Annotated in this window: 9 protein-coding genes; 3 read left to right on the top strand and 6 right to left on the bottom strand. The window is 45.7% G+C overall.

Annotation, left to right across the window (positions count from 1 at the left end):
- Window positions 1–112 precede the first annotated feature (112 nt).
- From JGK36_RS25220 to JGK36_RS25235, 4 genes are all read right to left on the bottom strand, one after another.
- A complete protein-coding gene (locus JGK36_RS25220; protein WP_293186734.1) occupies window positions 113–562 on the bottom strand; it encodes an EVE domain-containing protein in 450 nt (149 codons plus the stop codon).
- Window positions 559–1,050 (bottom strand): SRPBCC family protein, encoded by a 492-nt coding sequence (locus tag JGK36_RS25225; RefSeq protein WP_293186733.1) that lies wholly within the window; start codon window positions 1,048–1,050, stop codon window positions 559–561. The genes JGK36_RS25220 and JGK36_RS25225 overlap by 4 nt, the downstream gene beginning before the upstream one ends.
- Before the next feature lie 228 nt (window positions 1,051–1,278).
- Entirely contained in the window at window positions 1,279–3,639 is a 2,361-nt protein-coding gene (locus tag JGK36_RS25230; RefSeq protein ID WP_293186732.1) for an FHA domain-containing protein, read from the bottom strand.
- 328 nt (window positions 3,640–3,967) lie between these two features.
- Complete coding sequence (locus tag JGK36_RS25235; protein ID WP_293186731.1) at window positions 3,968–5,812, bottom strand: ABC-ATPase domain-containing protein; 1,845 nt, start codon at window positions 5,810–5,812, stop codon at window positions 3,968–3,970.
- Here JGK36_RS25235 and JGK36_RS25240 point away from each other — a divergent pair.
- Complete coding sequence (locus JGK36_RS25240; RefSeq protein ID WP_293186730.1) at window positions 5,802–6,104, top strand: hypothetical protein; 303 nt, start codon at window positions 5,802–5,804, stop codon at window positions 6,102–6,104. The two genes, JGK36_RS25235 and JGK36_RS25240, sit on opposite strands and share 11 nt — an antisense overlap.
- Here the strand turns inward: JGK36_RS25240 and JGK36_RS25245 are convergent.
- The gene (locus tag JGK36_RS25245) at window positions 6,059–7,084 is read right to left on the bottom strand and encodes a M20/M25/M40 family metallo-hydrolase (protein ID WP_293186729.1); all 1,026 of its coding nucleotides are present in this window, start codon (window positions 7,082–7,084) and stop codon (window positions 6,059–6,061) included. The genes JGK36_RS25240 and JGK36_RS25245 overlap by 46 nt on opposite strands.
- Before the next feature lie 322 nt (window positions 7,085–7,406).
- Window positions 7,407–7,985 carry a hypothetical protein gene (locus JGK36_RS25250; RefSeq protein ID WP_293186728.1) on the bottom strand — a complete coding sequence of 193 codons (579 nt, stop codon included), beginning with the start codon at window positions 7,983–7,985 and terminating at the stop codon, window positions 7,407–7,409.
- 342 nt (window positions 7,986–8,327) lie between these two features.
- Between JGK36_RS25250 and JGK36_RS25255 the strand changes: the two genes are divergently transcribed.
- Window positions 8,328–11,669, top strand: a complete 3,342-nt coding sequence (locus tag JGK36_RS25255) for an EAL domain-containing protein (RefSeq protein WP_293198432.1) — start codon at window positions 8,328–8,330, stop codon at window positions 11,667–11,669.
- Window positions 11,670–12,145: 476 nt separating this feature from the next.
- Window positions 12,146–14,704, top strand: coding sequence for an alpha-glucan family phosphorylase (gene glgP, locus JGK36_RS25260; protein WP_293198453.1), 2,559 nt, complete (start codon window positions 12,146–12,148; stop codon window positions 14,702–14,704).
- Window positions 14,705–14,928 lie beyond the last annotated feature (224 nt).

A 14,928-nucleotide genomic window follows, 5' to 3' on the forward strand; every position in this document is an offset into this window, starting at 1 on the left:
GTGGCACAGGCATCTTGCCTGTGACAAATATTAGGGGCGGGCTAGAAGCCCACCCCACAAGATTTTTTGTGGCACAGGCATCTTGCCTGTGACAAATATCAACACCTTTCTCCTACCTCACCTTAAAAATCTTCTGCGCCGCACTTTCAGACACCGGCATCACCGACAAGCGATTACCTTTCCTCACCACCAAAATCTCATCAGCAGTAAACTTTGCTTTCAGTTCATCCAAAGATATTAACTTAGTAAACTCTTCAACAAACTCAACTTTCACAGTCTGCCACCGAGGCGCATCAAGCTGCGATTTAGCATCATAATACTCGCTATTCACATCAAACTGAGTCGGGTCAGCAATCCCAGTTTCAACCACGCGCGCCAACCCAACAATGCCCGGAATTTTAGTATTAGAATGGTAAAAAAATACTAAATCACCCAAACTCATTTGCCGCATAAAATTGCGCGCTTGATAGTTACGAACGCCATCCCAAATCGAAAATTTGTCACGCCGCAAGTCCGCAATACTATAAACATCCGGTTCCGACTTCATCAGCCAATAATTCATACAATCCCTTCGCTTTGGTTAGCCAAAGATTGTTGAATATTGTCTAAACACTGCTGCATAGCTTTTTGCATAAAAACCTGAACCAACAACAACCCAACCGGATAAAATACCGGAGAAGTCAGCATAAAGTAAAACTCCCAATCAATCCGAGTCCCCTTTTCTGTAGTAGTAAACTTCCAATCTCCGCCACCAGACTCAATCAGTAGAGAAATCGGAAACTTAAACCCTCTAACCAATCGGTAAGTTTGTCTTTCTGGCTTTTTGAAAGTAATTATTTCTTCATCAATCACCGATCCATCGTAATGTTTTATCTGACGCACACCGCCTTCACGCATTTCTCCACCATCAGCCATTTCAGCTTTAATAATTGCTGGAATTAAACCAAATCCGCGAAATGATTTTGGCACATTCGATAGTGATGCCACAAAATCAAAGACTACTTCCGGTGATGCAGGAATTTCTACTAAGGCGTTGGTTTTAACTAACATTTAATCCTCAAATTTTTGGCATTAACTAAGTGCAGATTTCTAATTGTATAGCGGTTCTCACAAAGATGAGGTACGTTGTTGGGCTTTAGCCCTTCTTGGTTTAAACTGTCAAGTGTCAACTGTCAACTGTGAAAGGTGCGTCGCTGTGAGATTTTTCACTTTTTCGAGCAGATGATTCATGGTGACGCACCCTACGTTATTAACTTTTTAACTGTCAACTGTCAACTGCTATAAAATATCTTTCCGTTTCTGCAACCACAGAGTCAACATCAAATATACGAAAATATGCACGCACAAAATCCCCCAATTTAAACTCAGATTGTGCCACGTCGGATCGTAAACAGGAGTAGGCTCAAACGGCTGAGGAAGTGTACTCCCGTCCGGCAAAGTCGTAGGCGCGGGAACCATCGCGTTTACATTAACTAAAGAGCCGTAAGCGCCCACAGACCAACGACTTAACATCAACCAAGAAAACTTGCTCGCCACACCTTCCATCCTAAACAAAACTCCCGAGAAAATAATCTGAGGTAGCAATATTAGAGGTAAAGCACTGTTAGCTTGAGAGCCATTTTTGACGATCGCCGAAACCAGCAATCCGAGACTGATGCAGCTCATTAAAGTTAGAAAAGTGGTAATAGCTGCTCCCACCGGCCAGGAAATCAAACTCGGTTCGGGGGATTTGAAAGCAATCAGAATCACTCCTACCATCAACAGCGTTTGCAATACTGCTAACCCCGAAAGGATAAAAAACTTTGAGCCCAAATAAGCAAACAATCCTAAATTTACCAAACGTTCGCGCAAATAAATAGCAGATTCCTTGACAATTTCTTGCAGGGAAGTTGCCAATCCTACCCAAATAGCCGCGCAGGTAAATACAAACAAAACTCGCATCGCTAAAGGTGCTAAAGTTGGCTCCGGCGCACCAATTAACGGGTCTTTATCCCTGACGGCAAGTCGCAGCAAACTAATCCCGATGGGAGCAGTTAATAGAGCTAAACTTAAGTTAACTAAGTCGCGGGAAATAAGCTGAAAATAGCGCTGGGCTAGCAAAACAAGTTGTTTGATAAAAGATACAGATTTGGGCTTGGGAGGTGCAGCGGGCGTTTTTCCACTAGCGTTGCCGGTGCTGAAGTGGTTAACAATATAGCGCTGATAGTAGGGAGATTTTAGAAATTTTTCTGCCCAACTTTGAACGTTAGTTTCTGACGTTTCTAATTCGTTGTAAATATCGGCAAAATCCCCAGTTTTGACATCGAAAAAATCGAGGGCTTCCGTGGGCGGGCCGAAGTAACAAAGCCGTCCGCCGCGGCCCATAAACACAATGCGATCGCACATCGTGATATTTGCCGTCGCGTGAGTCACCAGAATCACCGTCCGGCCTTGACTTGCCAACTTTCGCAACAGTTGCATCATCTTCTTGTCCAAACCCGGATCGAGCCCAGAAGTCGGTTCGTCCAAAAAGAAAAGTTTCGGATCTGCTAACAGTTCAACTCCGATGCTAACCCGTTTGCGCTGTCCGCCACTAAGCTGTTTTACAAAAGCAGTACGGCGGTGAGTCATTTCAATATCTTCTAAAGTTTTTGTGACTACTTCCTTAACATCTGTATCGGGAGGTAAGCGTAATTTAGCGGCATAACTCAACACTTCTTCTACTGTCAAATCTGCGTGAATAATATCATCTTGAGGCACGTAACCAATTTGATTGCGATAAATATTGAAGTTTTGGCGCAGGTTGTCGCCGTTGAGAAACACAGCGCCTTGAGTAGTTTTCTCGATGCCTAAAAGCGTCCGCATTAAAGTAGATTTACCCGCGCCGCTACCGCCGACTAAAGCCACAAACTGCCCAGGTTCGATCGCCAAAGTGATACGATCCAAGCGCTTGGGAATCACCAGACTGTCAGCATCCAGGCGAATTTGACTGCCTCGGTCTTGCACCTCTAACGTATGATTGCGGTAAGTTAGAGTAAACGGGCCGATCCGAATCGCATCTCCCTCGGCCAACTGTACAGAATTCGTGATGCGCTGGCCGTTGACAAAAACGCCATTAACACTGTGATCGCGTAAAATATAATTGCCGCGACTGTCAGCGTCAATTGTCGCGTGTCGCCTCGAAACCAGTGGCGCATCTAATTGTAGCGAAGCATTTGGATCGCGGCCCAACAAAACCGATCGATTGCTGAGGGGAATTGACTGTTTGCTGGGGGGAAAGATTTGACTCGCCAGGGGATTAAAATAAGTCACCAAAACTTGATTTTTGGGATCGAGACCGATTTTAATTTCTGTACCGTTTTTGAGACAATAACCGTCGTTGGGAGTGATGCGAGTGCGATCGACAAATAAGCCATTAGTGCTCGGCTGCTGGCCGTCACCGTCGTAAATCCAGTAATTTTGGCCAATTTGGCGCAACACAGCGTGAACCCCGGAAACTGCGCGCCAGGGTTCGGGAACAACCAAATCAGCACGAGTGCGATCGCGCCCCAGTACGTGCTGCGGCTGTTTTAACTCTAACTGTATGCTTTGATCTTGACTCGTTAATACTAAATAAGGGCGATCGCTGACAGCAGTCGGTTGTCCTATATTACCTATCATATTTAAATCGCCTTTTTTGCATTCACTTTTGTCAGCATATCAAAAGTAAGGCAACAATCCACTTATTTATTTGCGAACTAATGCAAAATGTCTATACTATCGTCTTCCGCGCGCGTTACATCTATATTACTTATTCCCTATTCCCTATTCATTCTTTCCTCTTCATTTTGTCAACCGTCAACTGACAGGGCGCATCTGGGTTTTGAAGAGGGCGAAGCATGACCGCATATAAGTTATTAGTGATAATCTCATATTTTCTGCGGTCATGCTTCGCCCCTACACACGTATTTGGCAAACTCAAATGCACACAACTGACAACTGACAACTGTCAACTGACAACCGACAAACTTCGCAGCCGATTAATAGCCGCCGCCAATTCAAAGCGGCGAAACATAGCAAAATCCCCCTCAGGAAAAGAGGATAAAATATCCATCCCCTGCGCGTCAATATCTGCCATCACCAAATCGATAATTTCCGACAAAGTGCGCTTCCCGTCTATGTAGTGACCCTTTGCATAAATCATTGCCGAGGCGATCGCCCGCAACTGTCCCCTGTCCACAATTTGCTCGACAGCGCCCAAATCAATCTCCTCAGTTCCGAAAGCCAATTCATCCACATCCCGCACCTTCACCCGCACATCTCGCCGTCCCCGACTCGGATCTAAACTAGCAGGAACCGGGACTCTGTGAGTAATATCACCAAAACTTTCTCCCCCTTCAGCAGCGCGACTGGTCGAGTAAATACTTGCTATTTCTTTAGCTTTTTCCGTCACATTATATGCTGCAAAATTATCCATGGAAATCACAGTATCCGCCACATCAAAATAATCGCCGCTTCCGCCCATGACTAAAATCGTCGATACGCCATAATCTGCGTACAACTGTTTCACTTTATCGATAAACGGCGTAATCGGTTCCTTATCCTTAGCAATCAGGGCCTGCATTCTGCGATCGCGAATCATAAAATTAGTCGCCGCCGTATCCTCATCCACCAACAAAACAGGTACTAAATCCCCTTCACAAGAGGCGGCTTGCATCCCTGTCGCAAAAGATTGAGATTCTTCCCTCTTCCTTCTTCCCTCTTCCTTCTTCCTTCTTCCTTCTTCCTTCTTCCTTCTCCCAACTTCCAAAGCCTCAATAATATTAGCAGCTTGCGACGTACTGCCGCTCGCATTTGCAGTAGAAAATTGTACAGTATCTCTACCTTGCGGCAAATGATTGATAAAAGGAGAAATATCCACCGACGCCACACTTCTGCCATCTTCCGCCCGAATTTTCACCGCCGCCGGACTTGTCACCACAAATTCCCTACCATCACCCGGAATTCGGTTATAAACTCCCAACTCAATCGCCCTGAGTAAAGTTGATTTGCCGTGATAGCCACCGCCCACAATCAAACTAATCCCAGCGGGAATTCCCATACCGGAAATCAAACCGCGATTCGGACAATTAAACTCAACCTTTAACGACGACGGCGACACAAAAGCCACAGCATCATTTAACAGAGGACGGTTGTCAACACCGCTGCGGCGGGGTAAAATAGAACCGTCAGCAACAAACGCAACTAATCCGTTTTCAGCTAACTGCTGCCGCAGCCAATCAGCATCTTCTACCGTTTCAACATGAAGGCGACATTCCGCAGCATTTAAGCTAGAATATTTCAGAGCTTGGCTGACAATTCGCGGGATATCTTCGCACAGCATTTCAGCAGCTTGTCGCCCTAAAATACTGCGCCCGCCCGCCGGAAGTCCGACGGAAAATCGGATTTCAACCCCCCCTAAATCTCCCAGATCTGATGCAGTTGAGTCTAGGATAAATGCCGAAGTTCGTTCTAAAACTTCTTGTCTGAAGCGAGTCACTGCGATCGTACCGCTTTTACCGCTGCCGCGCTTGCTGCTGATGCTATATGCTGCTTTGTCAAACTGGCGAGTTAGGTAATCTCGCAGGGCTATTTCTCGACTGCGAGATTGGAAAAGTTCGCGGGGAATTCGAGCAATGTTTGGCGGAACTTTGACTCTAAATTTACTGGGAGATGCAAAGGGATCTCCCTGGACATAATCAATTATTAATGTGAATTCTGAAAAATCATATCTACCTTGAATGTCTTTGTACGCTTTGTAGCTTCGATTGTCTAGTTGCAGTAAATGCTGTCGCAGATTGTCTTTGTTAGTCATTTCTTGTAAGGAAGAAGGAAGAAGGAAGAAGGAAGAAGGAAGAGGGAAGAAGGAAGAAGGAAAGAACACCTTACATAATTACCAATTACCAATTACCAATTACCAATTACCAATTACCAATTACCCATTACCAATTACCAATTACCCATTACCAATTACCAATTACCCATTACCCATTACCAATTACCAATTACCAATTACCAATTACCAATTACCCATTACCCATTACCCATTACCCATTACCCATTACCGAATTTCCAATAATTTAGCAGTAGCATTAACCACAATTTGAGCAGAACCGATGAAAAAAGGTCGATCGATATTTGCGAGTGTATCGGTAGACTGGTGGTAGTGGGGCGATCGCAAATTTGCAGTATCCGTCACCAACACAGCACCAACTCCTTTATACCAGAAAGGCGCGTGGTCACTACGCAAAACATCGGGAGTCAGCAGCCCTTTCAGAGGAACCGGCAACGTCATCACCGGTGGTAAATCAGCTTGTGGCGACTCCGCAAAAGTACCCAACAGCAGCGGATGTTCCGCATCCCCAATCACAGCAATAAACTCGCCCTTATCGGGAGAAGTCACCCCCGCTGCATCTAGAAAAGGTTGCGGTTTCAATCCTTCGGGATATCGCTGACATCCAGCCGTGCGGCAGGCATAACCGATCATATCCAGGACGATCGCACCCTGCAAATTTTTTAACCGCGCCGGGCTACCCGCGAATGCTAAACTACCTAAAAGTCCGATTTCTTCCCGGTCAAAAAATGCCACTTGCAATGTCCGAGGCGTAGGACGAGAACCCAGCAATCTTGCTACTTCTAAAACTGCCGCAACTCCTGTTGCATTGTCGTCAGCCCCAGGGGATTGTGGTACAGTATCGTAGTGTGCTGCAATTAAAATTGCACCAGCGTTTGAGTCAGTACCTTTTCTCTCGGCGAAAACGTTGATTCCGCGATCGAACTCCTGCAATTTTGGTGAAAAACCGAAGGTTTTCAGTTGTTGGGAAATGTAGTCTCTCGTAAAAGAGCGAGCTCGTTCTCCCTCGCGTTCCCCTGCTAAAGTTTCGACGTGTTTCCACAACCGGGACGAGTCAACTTGCGGCTGACTGACTGCATTTTTTTCAGCAGGAGACTGGCTTTGGAAAGTGTGGATAGTGCGATCGATCGAAACTTCCGGTACAGCCGTTTTCGGCTGCAACGAGTCAGAGCCCCAACCCACAACTGCCACCGCAACCAGAATAAATAGCGCTATCGAAATCAATTGTTTCATCAGTAAGTCTATTTTATATTTTAGGCTATTATGTTTGTGATTTTACTTGACACCATCCTTTAAAATAACCCTGTTTCCAAAAATGAAACTCAAAGTTCTTAACATTTTTTCTAGTAGCGCTATCCTCAAAGATCGTATTGTATAACTAGCTCTTAGGTACGTAGTTGCGCTTCAGCGCTCTTTTCTTTTATATATGAAAGAGCGCTTTCATCGCAACTACGTACCTGTTTCAATGTAGCCGTTGCGTAATTCCTGTTACTTGCTTCAGAAAATTCACGACGAACTCAAATACTAATTTACATTCGTAACTCACAACTCAAAACTACTTTTTCTCCCACTCTATCTCCTTATTTCCCAATATCAACCCGCTGCTGCTACCCACAGCATAAGGAATAGTTTTTGCGGAAAACTCAACAATTTGAGTTGGTTGTTGAAACCACTCCGAGTAACTGGGATTTAGTTGGTCGTACAGTGCTTTTAAAGCTTGGATTTCTGCCTCTAGCTGCGCTGCTGCTTGATTAATTTTGCGAGCTTGTGCTTGCAGGCGCTTTTCCCCGGTTTGAACGTGGTTTTCTACTTCTTTCCAGTGCTCTCCCGCCAGCAATTTATCTAGTTCACCTTGTTTGTAATTGAGTAAAGCCTGTTTTGCTTCCAGTTGCTTTTCAATAATTTTAGTCTCTCGGTCAATTTCCTGGATTTGCTGCAACCACTGCTCCCCAAAAGCAGCATTTTGCTGGTGGAACTCGGCAAGGGCCTCAGGAGTATTATTCTTGGGAAAACTGACTGTCACTCGGCACTCTGAGCGCTGTAGGCAAAGTTTTTCCCGCGTCTCTTGCAGAGTGGCAACTTCTGCTTGCAGCGCGCGGACTTCTGTTTGGAGTTCTGGGATCGTCTGACTCATTGGTTCAATTCGTGGATCTCTGCATCGATCTTAAGCTAATTGTTTATTTTTCTAACAAATCTCCGCCGCCTATGAGCGGGAATTTTCTAATTTTAGCGCGATCCCAGCCGATGTCTAGGCATAATGGCGGATAGTTTGTGGCACAATGGCCGATGACAGATCTTAAATTAAGATTAAAATTATAATTAGTTACAAAGATAAATTCTTATTTTTGAACTCTTCAATTTACTAAAGCAACATAAATTTAGGTGCTATTCTTTCTGTAATTCCTCAACATATGCTCAAAGTATTTAGATTTCTTGAGACAGGAAGACATCTTTTTAAAATCAGGAACTGGAGCAAATGAAAATTACGTATCAATTGATTTTGGTATCTTTGACTGCTGCTATTTTTGGTGTGGAATGTAGCATTAATTCAATAAAATTGTCGGCAAGTATAGGGGATATAACCGACAATCGCAGTGTGGAAGCAATTTTGCTGGAGCCTGAGAAACTTAGCTCTTTGGGAGCGTCATCTCGCCCCACTACTTCGGCAACCGCCGACTTATTTGTAGATAATTTATCCCAAAGAGAAGCTGTACATTTACCAAGCGACAACTTTATACATTCTCCGCAAAATTCCGAAAATAAACGTAGTTTTGGTCGGGAAACAATCTGTTCTTTTTTGGCTTTTATTTCTATAGTAATCTCGTTATTAATCAGGACGAACACAGCAACTATCTTATCTAAGACGAGCGGGAAATCTCACTCTGAAACAGAGAAAGAAAAGCTACCAGAAGCAAAAAAAGTGTTGCGTCAAAAAAAAGAACAAGATATCGGGGATACTATTGCCAAAATGACCCAAGATTTGCAGCAAACTGCGGAATACGCCCTCGATATTTGCGAGGAAATGAGCGTCTCGATCGTTGCTACAACTCCCGGCGGTCATATCCTGTCGTCTAACCAAGCTACCTGTCAACTTTTAGGATACTCTAAAAAAGAGTTGTTAGGCAAACAAATAGCTGGACTTTTCAAACAAACTGAATCACCGGCAGCCGGATTAGAATCAGCAACATTAACAGCCCAAGGTTCTGTCCGCAACGTCGAAAAAGTCTACCTTTCCAAACAGGGTAAAAAAATAATTGTACTGCTTTCAATTTCAACTATTCGCGACGGCAAAGGTGAAGTGAGCGGCAAGTTGTATGTAGCACAAGATATTACCGATAGCAAGCGGGCTGAAAGAGATTTGCGGCGCAGTGAAAAAAAGTTTCGGCAACTGGTAGAAACTGTTAATGCTGCTGCATTTATCTATCAGCGCCGACAGTTGCGCTATGTCAATTCTCAGACAGAAGCTTTAACTGGATATACTCGCGAAGAATTGCTAGGATTGGATTTATACGATTTTATTCATCCAGATTTTCGATCGACAGTTAAACAATGGGGTAAATCCCGCCAGCCGCGAGACAGTGCAGGCTCAAAATATGAAGTGATAATTCTCACGAAAACTGGAGAAACTCGCTGGATTGAAGCCACTGTTGATATTATCAAATTTGAGAGAAAAGCGTCAATATTAGTCACTGCTTTTGACATTAGCAATCGCAAATTAGCAGAGTTAGAACTAGAAACATCTCTTTCTTTGCTTCAAGCAACCATTGAATCTACTGCTGACGGAATTCTGGCGGTGGATGGTAGCGGAAAAGTTGTCAGCTTTAACCGCAAGTTTGCTCAAATGTGGCAGTTGCCAGATTTTCTGCTAGATTCGAGAGATAGCAACCAAATTTTGGGGTTCGGAATCAGCCAGTTAAGATACCCGGAAATCTTTCTCAACCGTGCTAAAGAATTGTCCGATATCCCCGCAGCAGAAAGTTTCGATGTCATCGAGTTTCAAGATGGCAGAATTGTCGAACGCTACTCGCTACCGCAGCATACTGGAGGCAAAATTACTGGTCGAGTGTTCAGCTTTCGGGATGTAACGGAACGCTGGCAATCTGAAGAAAAACTCCGCAAAAGTGAAGAACGCTTTCACCTGCTGACGCGGGCAACAAATGATGCAGTTTGGGATTTTAATGTGTCAAGAAATGAGTATTGGTTGAGCGAAGAGTTTGAAAAAGTTTTTGGATACAAACTCAACGAAACTCAGACGATAGATTTAGAATCATGGTGGCTGAATGTTCATGCCGAAGAACGGGAAAGAGTGAAGTCTAGCTTCAACGAAACAATGAACTCAGACGCTCAATGTTGGTCGGAGGAATACAGCTTTCGCCGCGCAGATGGGGGATATGTTTTTGTGCTCGATCGCGGTTACATTATCCGGAATGCTAGCGGCCAAGCAGTGCGGGCGATTGGCACTATGATGGATATCACTCAGCGCAGGCAAGCTGAAGAAATTATTCGCTATCAAGCTGTTTATGACCAACTCACAGGTTTACCGAACCGGATACTGTTTAACGATCGCCTGTTGGCTTCATTAAAACAAGCTAAAAAAAATGAAAAAATGCTCGCTGTGATGTTTTTAGACTTGGACAGGTTCAAAAAGATTAATGATACACTAGGTCACGCTGCGGGCGATCGCCTGTTAGAGGGTTTTGCCGGACGCATCAGCGACACTTTGCGATCGACGGATACGGTAGCCCGCTGGGGAGGCGATGAATTTACTGTACTGCTTCCCGAAATCAATTGCTTAGAAGATGCGATTAAAACAGCTCAAAGAATACTCGACAATTTAAAACCAGCATTTAAACTAGAACAACAGGCGTTTCACATCAGTAGCAGCATCGGCATTGCCCTTTATCCCAACGACGGTGAAGATGCCGAAACTTTAGTCAAAAATGCCGATGCCGCTTTGTACCGCGCTAAGGAAAGGGGAAGAAATAATTATCAATTATACACTGCAACACTTAATCCCGAAGGCAGCCAGTTGCTAAATATAGAAAACAGGTTGCACGAGGCTCTAGAACAGGGAGAATTTGAGATTTTTTACCAGCCAAAAGTCAACATCACTACTTGGAAAATCCAGGGTATGGAAGCCCTGCTGCGCTGGAAACATCCAGAATTAGGTTTAGTTTCTCCGGCGACATTTATTCCGATCGCCGAAGAGAACGGATTAATTGTCCCTATTGGCGAATGGGTGCTGCAAACTGCCTGCACTCAAAATAAAGCTTGGCAGGATGCTTTGCAACCAGATTTGCGGGTAGCGGTCAACTTTTCGGCGCGGCAGTTTCAGCAATTTAATTTAGTGCAAATGGTGGCGAATTGTTTGGAAAGAACTGGTTTAGCACCGAAGTATTTGGAGTTAGAAATCACCGAGACTACAGCTATGCAAGATGTGGATTATACCACAAAAGTTTTGAGGGAGTTGCAGGCTATGGGAGTGCAGATTGCGCTGGACGATTTCGGTACGGGTTATTGTTCTCTAAATTATCTCAAAAAGTTTCCGTTGAATATCTTGAAAATAGACAAATCTTTTGTCAGCGAACTGACGACTGATCCGTGCGAACGGGCGATCGCAAATGCTGTAGCAACTCTGGGGCGAGATTTGAACTTGAGCGTGGTGGCTGAGGGAGTAGAAACTAAAGAGCAGTTGGATTGTTTGCGATCGCTCCACTGTCACGAAATTCAGGGTCACTATTTTAGCACTGCGCTCTCGGCTGGGGATGCGAGCAAACTGTTGGTAAATTGTCTGTTGAGGAAAGTGAAAATTGCTTAATTGGTCATTGGTCATTCGATCGGGTGCTGACGCTGCTTTAGGTACGTAGTTGCGCTTCAGCGCTCTTTACGTAAATATAAATAAGAGCGCCCAAGCGCAACTACGTACCTTGAATGCGAGAGTTGCTTCTAGGGATTTGTATAAATATCAAGAAAGAGCGCCCAAGCGCAACTACGTACCTTGAATGCGAGAGTTGCTTCTAGGGATTTGTATAAATATAAATAAGAGCGCTGAAGCGCAACTACGTACCTTGAATGCGAGAGTTGCTTCTCGGACAGGAGTCAAGAGCGATCGGCATACCGCAGTTCACAGCTTAGCTGGGCTAGGGAAACGCTAATGCTGTGTCGTTGCAGATGACCGATCGACCTTGCGATCGATCGCCCGCACGACTTAAAACTTAAAATAGTGTGCAGAATAACGGACTTGTGACAAAAGACAGACGAAAATATCGCTACCCCAACATAAACGCTTTGTCTATGCAGCCAATTCGCACATTTAACGTTTCCCCGTCTCTGCCGGCAATTCTCGAACCCCTACGCAAGCTTGCCTACAACTTGCACTGGGACTGGAACGTTGATACCAAAGACCTTTTCCGCCGGCTCGATCGAGATCTCTGGGATTCCAGCAATCAAAACCCGGTGCTGATGCTCGGAACCATTTCTCAAGAGCGACTGCAAGAAATGGCAGAAGATGAAGGCTTCATTGCTCAAATGAACCGAGCAGCCCAGCAGTTAGACGATTATCTCAAAAATCGGGCCTGGTACCGCAAACAGCGCGGCACCGATCGCCAGGAATGCTACGCTTACTTTTCGATGGAATTCGGCTTAGTTAAAGCCCTACCCATCTATTCCGGCGGTTTGGGCGTGCTCGCAGGCGACCACCTCAAATCTGCTAGCGACTTGGGCTTGCCCTTGGCTGGCGTAGGCTTGCTGTATCAAGAAGGCTATTTTTCGCAGTATCTCAACGCCGACGGCTGGCAGCAAGAACGCTATCCGCTGAACGATTTCTACAATATGCCGCTGCACCTAGAACGCAATCCCGACGGTTCGGAATTGCGGATTGAGGTGGACTATCCCGGCCGCAAGGTATACGCCCGGATTTGGCGGGTACAGGTGGGCACGGTGCCCCTGTACCTAATGGATACAAATATTGAACCTAACAGCCGCTACGACCAAGATATTACCGACCAACTGTACGGCGGTGACAAAACTCTGCGGATGCACCAAGAAATCATGTTGGGCATCGGCGGAGTGAAAATGCTCAAGGCTTTGGGCTTGACAGTTACGGCTTATCACATGAATGAAGGCCACGCGGCTTTCATGGCTTTGGAACGCATACGGATGCTGATGGAGGAACATCACCTGAGTTTCTTGGAAGCGGAACAGGTTGTGGTTTCGAGCAGTATGTTTACGACTCACACGCCTGTGCCTGCTGGGTTTGACTTGTTCGAGCCGGATATGGTGATGCACTATCTGGGTCAGTATCCCAAGATGTTTGGCTTGTCGCAAGATGAGTTCCTGGGATTGGGCCGGGAGAATACTAAAGATTTGTCTGGGCCTCTGAATATGGCAATTTTGGCAATTAAAATGTCGAGTTTTGTCAACGGGGTGGCGGCTTTGCACGGTGTGGTGTCGCGCCCGATGTTCCAAGGGTTATGGCCGGGTTTGCCTGAAGAAGAGGTGCCGATTACTTCGATTACCAACGGGGTTCACGCTCGCAGTTGTGTGGCGAAGTCTACTCAGGAGTTGTACGATCGCTATCTTGGCCCGGATTGGGAAATGACTCCCACGGACGATCGCCTGTGGGATAAGATAACTTCGATTCCTGATGAGGAACTGTGGCGCAATCACGAACGCTGTCGATCGGAGTTGGTGGTGTTTGCGCGGGAGTGGCTGCAAAAGACTCTGCGCGAGCGCGGGGCGGCTCAAACGGAAATTGAACACGCTCGGGAAGCTCTCGATCCGAAGGTGCTGACGATCGGGTTTGCACGCCGTTTTGCTACTTACAAGCGGGCGACGCTGTTTTTGCGCGATGTCGATCGCATTATGCGGATCATGCGTGACAAAAACCGCCCCGTGCAGTTTGTGATTGCTGGGAAAGCTCACCCGATGGATATTCCGGGTAAGGAATTGATTCGGGATATCGTTCATTTCATCCGCGAGCACGAAACTATCAGTTCGATGGTGTTTCTGCCGAATTACGACATTAACGTGGCTCGGATGATGGTGTCCGGTTGCGATGTGTGGCTGAATACGCCGCGCCGTCCCCGTGAGGCTTCTGGTACTTCCGGGATGAAAGCTTCGATGAATGGTTTGCCAAACCTCAGCATTCTTGACGGTTGGTGGGATGAGGCGGATTATGTTCGCACTGGTTGGCCGATCGGACATGGCGAGTTTTACGAAGATACTAAGTATCAGGATGAAGTCGAGGCGAATGCTTTGTACGACTTGATGGAAAAGGAAGTTGTACCGCTGTTTTACAACCGGGATGCTGATGGTATTCCCCGCGGTTGGACGGCGAAAATGAAGGATTCTATTGCTTTGAACTGTCCTTTCTTCAATACGGCTCGGATGGTGAAGGATTACGCGCGGCGGGCTTATTTCCCCGTGAGCGATCGCTATCACACGATGACTTCTGACGGATGCGCTCCGGCTAAGGAGTTGTCTCAGTGGAAGAAGCACCTTCTCGGGAAGTGGCACGACATTAAGATTGAGGCTGTTGATATTTCCCAGGATAAGGAAGTTAAGGTCAATCAGTCGATCGCTGTTAAATCTCGAATCAATCTGATGGGATTGACACCTGCGGACGTACAAGTCGAACTTTATCAAGGTTCGGTTGATGCTAACGGCGAGATTGTTGGTGGCGTGCCAATGGTAATGGAGTATTTGGGAGAAGATCCTCACAATGCTAGCCTTTATACGGCTGACATTACTTATACTTCTAGCGGTTTGCAAGGTTTGTCGCTGCGGGTTTTGCCGAAGCACGATAATCTCAGCAGTCCTTATGAAGTTGGTGTGATTCTCTGGGCACATTAAACAGTTGACAGTTGACAGTTGACAGTTGACATTTGTGATGGTCAATGCGCGATTGTGCTATTTTTCGGGAGCATCTCAGTTTTGCATTTACAGTGCGAGCTGTCGCGAGTTCGCGACAGCTCGCACTACCATAAAAAATGCTTCTTGCAAAACTGAGATACTCCCTCAGGTTCGTAGTGAGGACTTTAGTCCGCAGGGAGCATCTCTGTTTTGCATTTAATAGT

Source organism: Microcoleus sp. PH2017_35_SFW_U_B, assembly GCF_020737865.1.
GTDB lineage: Bacteria > Cyanobacteriota > Cyanobacteriia > Cyanobacteriales > Microcoleaceae > Microcoleus.

Coding starts and splice junctions, on each gene's coding strand:
- JGK36_RS25220 (WP_293186734.1), bottom strand. CDS start 562: ATGAATTATTGGCTGATGAAGTCGGAACCGGATGTTTATAGTATTGCG.
- JGK36_RS25245 (WP_293186729.1), bottom strand. CDS start 7,084: ATGAAACAATTGATTTCGATAGCGCTATTTATTCTGGTTGCGGTGGCA.
- glgP (WP_293198453.1), top strand. CDS start 12,146: ATGCAGCCAATTCGCACATTTAACGTTTCCCCGTCTCTGCCGGCAATT.
- JGK36_RS25250 (WP_293186728.1), bottom strand. CDS start 7,985: ATGAGTCAGACGATCCCAGAACTCCAAACAGAAGTCCGCGCGCTGCAA.
- JGK36_RS25230 (WP_293186732.1), bottom strand. CDS start 3,639: ATGATAGGTAATATAGGACAACCGACTGCTGTCAGCGATCGCCCTTAT.
- JGK36_RS25225 (WP_293186733.1), bottom strand. CDS start 1,050: ATGTTAGTTAAAACCAACGCCTTAGTAGAAATTCCTGCATCACCGGAA.
- JGK36_RS25255 (WP_293198432.1), top strand. CDS start 8,328: ATGAAAATTACGTATCAATTGATTTTGGTATCTTTGACTGCTGCTATT.
- JGK36_RS25235 (WP_293186731.1), bottom strand. CDS start 5,812: ATGACTAACAAAGACAATCTGCGACAGCATTTACTGCAACTAGACAAT.